Origin of the sequence: Rhizobium sp. CBN3 (genome assembly GCF_030518245.1) — a bacterium.
GTDB lineage: Bacteria > Pseudomonadota > Alphaproteobacteria > Rhizobiales > Rhizobiaceae > Rhizobium > Rhizobium aethiopicum_A.
The window spans coordinates 220299-229367 of sequence record NZ_JAULSE010000009.1 but is presented as its reverse complement, the minus strand read 5'-3'; the positions used below and the strand labels follow the sequence as shown (position 1 = coordinate 229367).

The 9069-nt window shown below is 62.7% G+C and carries 11 protein-coding genes; 3 read left to right on the top strand and 8 right to left on the bottom strand.

The window, feature by feature from the left end; genetic code table 11:
* Window positions 1-216: 216 nt before the first annotated feature.
* Both QWJ46_RS16120 and QWJ46_RS16115 read right to left on the bottom strand, forming a co-directional pair.
* Entirely contained in the window at window positions 217-702 is a 486-nt protein-coding gene (locus QWJ46_RS16120) for a peroxiredoxin (protein WP_302752091.1), read from the bottom strand.
* A 78-nt stretch (window positions 703-780) separates the two neighbouring features.
* Entirely contained in the window at window positions 781-1620 is an 840-nt protein-coding gene (locus QWJ46_RS16115; protein ID WP_302752090.1) for a protein-disulfide reductase DsbD domain-containing protein, read from the bottom strand.
* Between the two features lie 140 nt (window positions 1621-1760).
* On the opposite strand from QWJ46_RS16115, the gene QWJ46_RS16110 reads away from it, so the two are divergent.
* The 3 genes from QWJ46_RS16110 to QWJ46_RS16100 all read left to right on the top strand — a co-directional run bounded on the left by QWJ46_RS16110 (window position 1761) and on the right by QWJ46_RS16100 (window position 3858).
* Complete coding sequence (locus tag QWJ46_RS16110; RefSeq protein WP_011424313.1) at window positions 1761-2366, top strand: YqgE/AlgH family protein; 606 nt, start codon at window positions 1761-1763, stop codon at window positions 2364-2366.
* 136 nt (window positions 2367-2502) lie between these two features.
* Complete coding sequence (locus tag QWJ46_RS16105) at window positions 2503-2694, top strand: CsbD family protein (RefSeq protein WP_064800933.1); 192 nt, start codon at window positions 2503-2505, stop codon at window positions 2692-2694.
* A 90-nt stretch (window positions 2695-2784) separates the two neighbouring features.
* Window positions 2785-3858 (top strand): putative zinc-binding metallopeptidase, encoded by a 1074-nt coding sequence (locus QWJ46_RS16100; RefSeq protein WP_302752089.1) that lies wholly within the window; start codon window positions 2785-2787, stop codon window positions 3856-3858.
* Window positions 3859-4434: 576 nt separating this feature from the next.
* On the opposite strand, the gene QWJ46_RS16095 is transcribed toward QWJ46_RS16100, so the two are convergent.
* From QWJ46_RS16095 to QWJ46_RS16070, 6 genes are all read right to left on the bottom strand, one after another.
* Window positions 4435-5004: a histidine phosphatase family protein gene (locus QWJ46_RS16095; protein WP_302752088.1), complete on the bottom strand. Its 570-nt coding sequence runs from the start codon at window positions 5002-5004 to the stop codon at window positions 4435-4437.
* A 103-nt stretch (window positions 5005-5107) separates the two neighbouring features.
* A complete protein-coding gene (gene rnhA, locus QWJ46_RS16090; protein ID WP_183705263.1) occupies window positions 5108-5563 on the bottom strand; it encodes a ribonuclease HI in 456 nt (151 codons plus the stop codon).
* Complete coding sequence (locus QWJ46_RS16085; protein ID WP_302752087.1) at window positions 5560-6525, bottom strand: homoserine kinase; 966 nt, start codon at window positions 6523-6525, stop codon at window positions 5560-5562. Before QWJ46_RS16085 ends, rnhA begins: the two co-directional genes overlap by 4 nt.
* A gap of 53 nt (window positions 6526-6578) precedes the next feature.
* Window positions 6579-7580 (bottom strand): 4-hydroxy-3-methylbut-2-enyl diphosphate reductase, encoded by a 1002-nt coding sequence (gene ispH / locus QWJ46_RS16080; protein WP_302752086.1) that lies wholly within the window; start codon window positions 7578-7580, stop codon window positions 6579-6581.
* A 239-nt stretch (window positions 7581-7819) separates the two neighbouring features.
* Window positions 7820-8575: an SURF1 family protein gene (locus QWJ46_RS16075; protein WP_302752085.1), complete on the bottom strand. Its 756-nt coding sequence runs from the start codon at window positions 8573-8575 to the stop codon at window positions 7820-7822.
* Entirely contained in the window at window positions 8568-8948 is a 381-nt protein-coding gene (locus QWJ46_RS16070) for a DUF983 domain-containing protein (RefSeq protein ID WP_302752084.1), read from the bottom strand. The genes QWJ46_RS16075 and QWJ46_RS16070 overlap by 8 nt, the downstream gene beginning before the upstream one ends.
* Between the last annotated feature and the right edge of the window lie 121 nt (window positions 8949-9069).

The window sequence follows — 9069 nt, the reverse complement described above, 5'->3', positions numbered from 1 at the left end:
CCGGCATTCCCTCGAACAGATCGTCGCCCACCATCATCCCCCACGCAAATCAACGACCCACAGAATCACAATCCAATCGCCGCCGCCACAAAACATTCACAGGCTCTGAGGCGCCCCGCAGGGGCCTCGAAGGACGAGGCGGGCGTTCCGAGGCTTGCCCCCAAACAACAAAAGGGCGACCGAACGGCCGCCCTTTTCATCCCTCGGAATCAATACTCAAAGCAGTTCCAGCATCGCCGCTGCACCCGACACCGTCGCCTGGCCGGGGCTTTCCTCGATGTTGAGGGCTTTCACCACGCCGTCTTCGACCAGCATCGAATAACGCTTGGAGCGCAGGCCGAGGCCGCCGGCGGAGAGGTCGGCTTCGAGGCCAACGGCCTTGGTGAAGCCGGCGTCCCAATCGGCGAGGAAATGGATCTTGCCGAGCCCGCCCGAAGACTGCGCCCAGGCGCCCATCACATGCCAGTCGTTGACGGCGAGAACGGCGATGTCGTCGACGCCCTTGCCAAGGATGGTGTCGCGGTTTTCGAGATAGCCCGGCAGGTGGTTCAGCGAGCAGGTGGGCGTGAAGGCGCCCGGCACGGCAAAGAGCACGACGCGCTTGCCGGCGAAGAGCTGCTCGGTGGTGATTTCGACCGGGCCGTCGGCGGTCTTTTCCTTGAAGGTGACGGCCGGAAGCTTGTCGCCGATCGCGATGGTCATGGTTTTCTCCTCGGGTTCTATTGCTGGTTCGGCTCTGCGGCGGGCGCCGCGGGGGATGGTGGCGACTATAAGTGCCGGTCAGTCAAAGGCAAGCGTGGTCTCCATCGCCCTGTCGCCATCGATAACAAGCACGCCCCAGCGCTTGCCTGAAACGTCGTAATCCTTGGGCAGCCTGCCGATCATCATATCGGTCTTGAAGGTGGCGCCATCGCGTTTGCCGCCGCTCTGTTTGGTGAAGGCATAACCGCTCGGGCCGGTGACGATGATATCGGGGGCGCCCTTGCCGTCGCCCGGCAAGGCGAGCGTCAGCGACAGCGTCTTCCGATCAGCTGAGATCGCATGCGCCGTCACCTTGAAATCATCCGAAGGGGGCTTCGGCAGCGTCGCATCAGCGGCCGCAAGGATGGCCTCTTCCTCCGGATGCGACTGCATGGCGCGACCGAGCTTCAGGCTCAACTTCGCCTGGAAGGGAACGCAGATATCCTTGCAGATGCCGATGAAGGCGGCGGCGTCGATCTCGACTCCACCTTTGCCGGCCGCCGTCAAGGATAGCGGCAGCGTCACCGGCGCGTCATAGGCGATATCCTCGATCCCGCCTTTGAAAAAATGCTTCGGAACGGGATAGCCGATGGCGTCGAGCGTGACGCCGCCCGCCGGCGCAATGGTGACCTGAGGCGGAATGCCGCTGTTGCCGGGCTCGCGCCAATAGGTGATCCAGCCGGGTTTCGGTTCGATCTGCAGGCCGGCGCGGATCTTGCCGCCGGCATCGGGGGCCAGCGCCACGAGGCGCATGCGGCCGCCCTCGGCCTCGGCCCAGGCGCTCATTTCCGCCTTTGCGGAACAAAAAGGGACGAGGGCAGCGGCCACGGAAATGACTGCCATCAAAAGCCGGCGCGGGGCCATGAAAATAATCATCATGGAACAACGGTTTACCGAAAGTGCTCTCCGGCCGCCAGAAGCCGCGCCCATTTAAATCTTCATTTTCGGTTGATTGATTTGTGACATTGGCCCATCTTTCTCTTGTCGGGGCCTTGTGCGGTCTGGCAGCAGGAGGAACAATGTCCTTATCGACGCTGAAGAACAGACGGGAACGTGGCTTCTTCGATGGCCAGTTCCTCATCGCCATGCCAGGCATGGAAGACCGGAATTTTGCGCGCACGGTGATTTACATCTGCGCGCATTCGGATGCCGGCGCCATGGGCTTCGTCATCAACCGGCCGCAGAGCCTCACCTTTACTGACGTGCTCTTGCATCTCGACATGATCAAGCAGGAAGAACCGATCGTGCTGCCGCAGCGGGCGCGCGACTTCCCGATCCAGACGGGCGGCCCGGTGGAGAGCGGCCGCGGCTTCGTGCTGCATTCGGACGATTATGCCAGCGACTCCTCGATCCCGGTCAGCGACGACATCTGCCTGACGGCAACGCTCGACATCGTGCGCGCCATCTCCAAAGGCGCCGGGCCGAAGCGCGCGACCATGCTGCTCGGCTATTCCTCCTGGGCGGCTGGCCAGCTCGAAAACGAGGTCGCCAATAATGGCTGGCTGACCTGCCCGGCCAATGAGGAACTGATCTTTGACCGCAACCTCGACGACAAGTACGAGCGGGCGCTCGCCGGCATGGGCATCAACGCCGCCATGCTTTCGGCCGAAGCCGGCCACGCCTGACGGTCGCGGCTCGCCTAACGGTCGCGGCTCGCCTGACGGTCGCTGCTCCCTGACGGTCGCGGGAACGAATAGGCGTGAGTGACGTTCCCTTCCCGCGCGGACGAGAGGTCCGTCGCCGAGCATGGAGACATCACACATGGGTAGCACCAGCGACAAGATTTCAGGCAAGGCAAACGAAATTGCCGGCAAGACCAAGCAGGCCGCCGGCAAGGCCACGGGCAATCGCGACATGCAGGCCGAGGGCGACGTCCAGGAAGCCAAGGGCAAGGGACAGGTCGCAACAGGCAAGGTCAAGGACAAGCTCAAAGGCGCCGTCGATCGGCTCTGAACCATCAGCTCAGCCCGGATGAACCACGCCTGCTGCGCACGCGCGCAGCGGGCATTTTTAATCCGCTCCTGCCTTGCAGAGAACAGTACGATGAAACTCTTTGCCTGCGACAATTGCGACCAGGTCGTCCACTTCGATAACCGGCACTGCGTCCGCTGCAATCACCGTCTCGGCTTCCTGCCCGGCGACCTCGCCATGCATGCGCTGGAGCCGCGCGACGAAACAGTCTGGCAGCTCGTTTCCGATCCCGACCGGCACGTGCGCTTCTGCGCCAATTCAGGCCTCGACATCTGCAACTGGCTGGTGGAGGACGAGAGCGACAGTGAATTCTGCACCGCCTGCCGCCACAACCGGCTGGTTCCGAACACCGACACCCAGGACGGCATCGATCGCTGGCGGCGCATCGGCCAGGCGCAGCGTCATCTCTTCTATTCGCTCTTGCGCTGGAAGCTGCCGCATCCCGATCGCGGCCAAGATCCGCAAGGCGGCCTGGTTTTCGATTTCCTCGAAGATTCCCTGCAGGGCAACGGCAATGTCGTGCCAGCGATGACCGGTCATGAGGAAGGCCTGATCACCATCCGCGCCGCCGAAGCGGACGACGCGACGCGCGAACAGGCGCGCAGCTCGATGAACGAGCCCTATCGCACGCTGCTCGGCCATTTCCGCCACGAGGCCGGCCATTTCATCTGGAACAAGCTGGTGCGCGATCAGAATGGTCTCGACGATTTCCGCGCCGTCTTCGGCGACGAGCGGCAGGATTATGCGGCCGCGCTGCAAAGACACTATGCCGGCGGCGCACCCGTGGGATGGCAGGATAATTTCATCAGCGCCTATGCCGCATCGCACCCCTGGGAGGATTTCGCCGAATGCTTCGCGCACTACCTCCACATCGTCGATACGCTGGAGACCGCCCGCGCCTTCGGCATCGCCATCGATCCGCGCGGCCACGAGGAAATAGCAGGCGAGGTGGATTTCCTTCCCTACAGGGCAAAGAGCGCCGAGCAGCTCGTCAGCGCCTGGGTGCCGCTCAGCATCGCGATCAACGCCATCCAGCGCAGCATGGGCCAGCCGGATTCCTACCCTTTCGTGCTCTCCTCGCCCGTCGTGGCCAAGCTCGAATATCTGCATCGGCTGATTCAGGGGGCAGCGGCGCGGCAGCCGTGAGAGGCAAAGCCTCTCCCCGAGCTCGTCACCGAAATGAGAGAGCAGGAGGCAACCACCAGTGCAGGGTAACGCCAGATCGGCAGCCTGGCTTTCTGCCGCGTGGCGCCGCCATATCTCCACCCTCATTCCTGTGCTCGTCACAGGAATCCAGCCACCGCGCGTCGGCGCGGTGAATAACTTCCAAAGGACCTCGAAACGAGTTTCCCGCGCCCAAGGACTTGGGCGCACTGGATTCCTGTGTCAAGCACAGGAATGAGGGAGCAAGGGGAGATGCCATCCTACCCATTGCGGCCTTTGCAAAACCTGCTCGCCCGCTGCCATCCATCCGTCGCTCGCCCGCCCTGCAAGTGAAGAGAAGGGGATATGCCCCTCCGTCCCCGCGAGCCTCTCGCGTAGCACGTCCCCTCGCCCCGTTTACGGGATAGAGGCAAGTTCGGCACGATGTCGGGCGCAAGCGTGTGGTATGCGATAACCAGCTACGCACACTCCTTAAACGAAACGGCCTTGCCCTTCCTGAACGGCGCCATGCCCCAGCGGTCTCACGTCGCGATAAGGCAGCGCCGTCACCGGCCCGTCCTATTCGATGTAACTCGCTATCCCATCCTGCAGGCAGTAAAAGCCGTCCTGAGGCACGGGCAGCTCCAGCATGTCACGCCGGGACAGACCGAGATAAACGCCCCTTATGATCCGGCCGGTCAGTCCGTGCGACACTGCAATCGTCGGCTGGGATATGTGCGACAGCCACTCGGATACCCGCCAATGCACATCATCGAATGTCTCTCCATCCGGAGAGCGGAAGAACCATTCGAAAGCATCCGCACCCTTCAAGGCGTCGGGATATTCGGCGTCGATTTCATAGAGGGTCATGCCGTCCCATGAACCCACGGTCACTTCCATCAAACGCGGCTCTTCCTTTTCCGGTAAGGAAATCAGTTGCCTGATACGAACCGCCGTTTCCCTCGCCCGGCCGAGCGGCGAGACATGGATTGAAAACTCGCTTTCTCGCCCGCCGATCTCGCGGGCCAGCCGATCGGCCATTTGATCGGCCTGCCGGACACCCCGGGGCGTGAGGGGCGAATCCTTCTGCCCCTGAAATCTGCCCACGGTGTTCCAGAGCGTTTCTCCGTGGCGAAGCAGATAGATCATCGGGCGTCATCCCTATTTGCGGTGACCGAACCCTCCGGCCCGGCCCGCAAGCCGCAGCATCGCAATACACCTTTTTTGCGGCGATCCGGCTTGAACGAGCCGATTAAAACGAAACCGCCTTGCCCTTCTTGAAAGGCTCCATGCCCTTGCGGGCGAGTTCGTCGGCGCGTTCGTTTTCAGGGTGGCCGGCGTGGCCCTTGACCCAGTGCAGCGTCACCTTGTGGCGGTTGCGGGCTTCCTCAAGCGCCTGCCAGAGCTCGGCATTTTTCACCGGCTTCTTGTCCGATGTCTTCCAGCCGTTTTTCTTCCAGCCGAAGATCCACTTGGAGATGCCGTCCTTGACATAGGCGCTGTCGGTATAGAGGTCGACTTCGCAAGGGCTTTTCAGCGCCTGCAGCGCCGAGATCGCCGCCATCAGCTCCATGCGGTTGTTGGTCGTCTCCGCCTCGCCGCCGCAAAGCTCCTTTTCGACCTCGCCGTAGCGCAGTACCGCGCCCCAGCCGCCGGGACCCGGATTGCCGGAGCATGCGCCGTCGGTGAAGATATCGACGTGTTTCATAGGCTCAACCCGTATTCGGCGGCCGAGCCGATCTGGCGGTGGAAGCGCAGCTTGCGCAAATATTCGAGCGGGTCCTTCTTGGTAACCATGGCGCCTTCCGGCGTCATCAGCCAGTCATAGAGCCGGGTCAGGAAGAAGCGCAGCGCCGAGCCGCGCGCGAGCACCGGCAGGGCGGCGATTTCATCGCCGCTCAAAGGCCTGACACTCCGATATCCATCGAGCATCGCCATGCCCTTGGTGATGTTGTAGGCGCCATCCTTCTCGAAGCACCAGGCGTTCAGGCAGATCGAGACGTCATAGGCGAGCAGGTCGTTGCAGGCGAAATAGAAATCGATCAGGCCGGAGAGCTCATCGCCGAGGAAGAAGACGTTGTCGGGGAATAGGTCGGCATGGATGACGCCGGACGGCAGGTTCTTCGGCCAGGCGGCGGCGAGAAAATCGAGCTCGCTGCGGATCTCGCCCTGCAGGCCGGGTTCGACCTCGTCGGCACGCGCCTCGGATTTCTCCCAGAGCCCCCGCCAGCCATCGAGCGACAGCGCGTTCGGACGTTTCAGCTCGAAGCCCTCGCCGGCCACATGCATTTCGGCCAGCGCCCTGCCGACCTCGCGGCAATGCTTTGCCTCCGGCTTTCTCAGCCACATGCCTTCGAGGAAGGAAATCAGCGCGGCCGGGCGGCCGGAGAGCGAGCCGAGCAGCGCGCCGTCGCGGCGCGGCAACGGCAGCGGGCAGGAAAGGCCGCGGGCCGAGAGATGCTGCATCAGACCGAGGAAGAACGGCAGGTCGCTCTTTTCCACGCGCTTCTCATAAAGCGTCAGGATCAGCGGCGCCTTCGAGGTATGCAGCAGGAAATTGGAGTTTTCGACGCCTTCGGCGATGCCCTTATAGGAGAGCAGCGTGCCTGCATCATATTCCGTCAGGAACCATTTCAGATCGTCTTCGGCGATATCGGTATAGACTGCCAAGGGAGGTCTCGTCTCTGTATTGTGGGTGGTGATGACCGGGACGCAGTGGCGGCCTAGCCGTTGACGAAGGCCATGTCGGCAGCCGTCAGCTCGATGCTGCGCAATTCGCGATTGACCAGGAAGTTTTCGGTTTCCTGCACCGTTTCGGCCAGCTCGACGCGGGCTTCGAAGCGGGCGCGGAAGGCTTCGATGATCTCGTTGACGATGACTTCGGGCGCGGAGGCGCCGGCGGAAAGGCCGAGTGTCGAAATCGCGCCGATCTCGTCCCAATCGAGCTCGGCGGCGCGCTGCACCAGGATCGACTTCTTCGCGCCTGCCCTCAGCGCCACTTCGACCAGGCGCTTGGAATTGGACGAGTTCGGCGCGCCGACGATGACGAAGAGATCGCAGCCCGGGGCTGCCTGCTTCACCACTTCCTGGCGGTTGGTCGTCGCATAACAGATCGAATCCGCCGCCGGCGCCGTCAGCTTGGGAAAGCGCTCCTGCAGGCGGGCGATGACACCGGCCGTATCGTCGACCGACAGCGTCGTCTGGGTGACATAGCCGAGATTGTCCGGATCGGCGGGGGCGTAGGCGTCGGCATCCTCGATGGTCTCGATCAGCGAAACCGAACCTTCCGGCAATTGCCCCATCGTGCCGATCACTTCCGGGTGGCCGGCATGGCCGATGAGGACGACATGGCGGCCGAGGCGGTTGTGACGCATCGCCTGCTTATGGACCTTGGAGACCAGCGGACAGGTGGCGTCGAGATAGAAGAGGTTGCGGCTCGCCGCATCCTCCGGCACCGATTTCGGCACGCCATGGGCGGAGAAGACCACCGGCTGGGCGCGATGCTCGGCCGGAATCTCATCCAGCTCCTCGACGAAGACGGCGCCCTTGGCCTCCAGCCCCTCGACGACATAACGATTGTGGACGATCTCGTGGCGCACATAGACCGGCGCGCCATAGGATTTGAGCGCCAGCACGACGATCTGGATGGCGCGGTCGACGCCGGCGCAGAAGCCGCGCGGGCCGCAGAGCCTGATCGTCAAGGGAGGTTTCGCCGCAATATTCATGTCCGTTCCGTTATGCATTCATTCCTGTGCCCGTCACAGGAATCCAGCCACGTCGAGTCCGCGCCGTGAATGACTGCAGACATCCAAGTCCATCTTCCGCGCCCAATGACTTGGGCGCACTGGATTCCTGTGACAAGCACAGGAGAGGGGAGAACTTGGCAACGTCCAGCGTCAACAGCAGCGTCCCGCGCGTGGGACAAGCGACCTCTAGCCCAATATGGCCGGGAATTGAAGCGATACTATTGCCGAGGCGCCTTAGCCTCCTTGCGGAACCAGGAGATCGCCACGACGGCGACGAGCACGGCGGCAAGCCCGTACCAGGTCAGGGCATATTGCAGATGATCGTTCGGCAGGTCGACCTGCGTGACGCCGCCGATCGGCAGGCCGGCAGGATTGGACGTGGAATCGGCATCGACGAAAAACGGCAGCACGCGCGCCTTCTCAAGCCCGACGCTCTCGGCCATGACGTCGAGATCCTTCCAGTAGAAGATGTTCTTGGCGACGTCGTTCTCGGGCACCAACCAGGAGGGCTTGCCGGCAAGTTTGGCGCGCGCCAGCCCCGTGACCGCCTGCTGATCGGTCAGCTGGCCCTGCATGCGCATTTCCGGCTCCTTGTTCTCATAGGGAACGAAGCCGCGGTTGACGAAGAGGACGCGGCCGTCGGCAAGCTCAAGCGGGGTGTAGACGTAAAAGCCGGTCTGGCCGTGCCAGGTGGCGAAGAAATGCCGCTCCTTGTTGTTGATGTAGCGGCCGGTGGCGGTGACCTTGCGATATTCGATATCACCGCCCGAAGCCGCCATCGCCTCGATCTCAGCGAGCGGCACGGGCGCGGCAGCCTGGCGCGCGGCGATATCGGCGAGCAGGCCTTGCTTCCAGTGGAGGCGCTGCAGCTGCCAGGTGCCGAGCGAGAGCAGGATGGCAAGGACAGTCAGCACCAGAATGCCGGTTATAACAGGCATCCGGCGGCGCGGCACGGCGTGATCGACGTCAGTCACTCAGACGTCCTTCGCGGGCATTGTGGCGGTACTGCATGGCAATCAGGATGCCCTTGAACCAGCGCAGCGTCAGGAGCGACAAGATGATCGTCAGTGGCCCGAAGATGAGTATATGCACCCAGATCGGCGGCCCGTAATTGACCTGCAGCCACAGCACCATGCCGATGATGATGAAGCCGACGATGAGGATGACGAAGACCGCAGGCCCGTCACCGGAATCGGCGAAGGAATAATCGAGGCCGCAGGAGGCGCAACGCGGCTTCAGGCCGAGCAGACCATCGAACAGCTTGCCATGGCCGCAGCGCGGGCAGCAGCCTTTGATACCGGTTTTCACCGGATCGAGAGGGGGAAATTGCGCGCTGTCTTCGCTCATGCTGTTCCTTTGCGCGACCACACTTGCAGCCGCGGCATTTTCGATGCTGCCTTAACTCTCCCATAAAGTATTCGCATCCCGAATGGAAATGCCCGCGCAGTCCGGCATCACCGATTCGCGC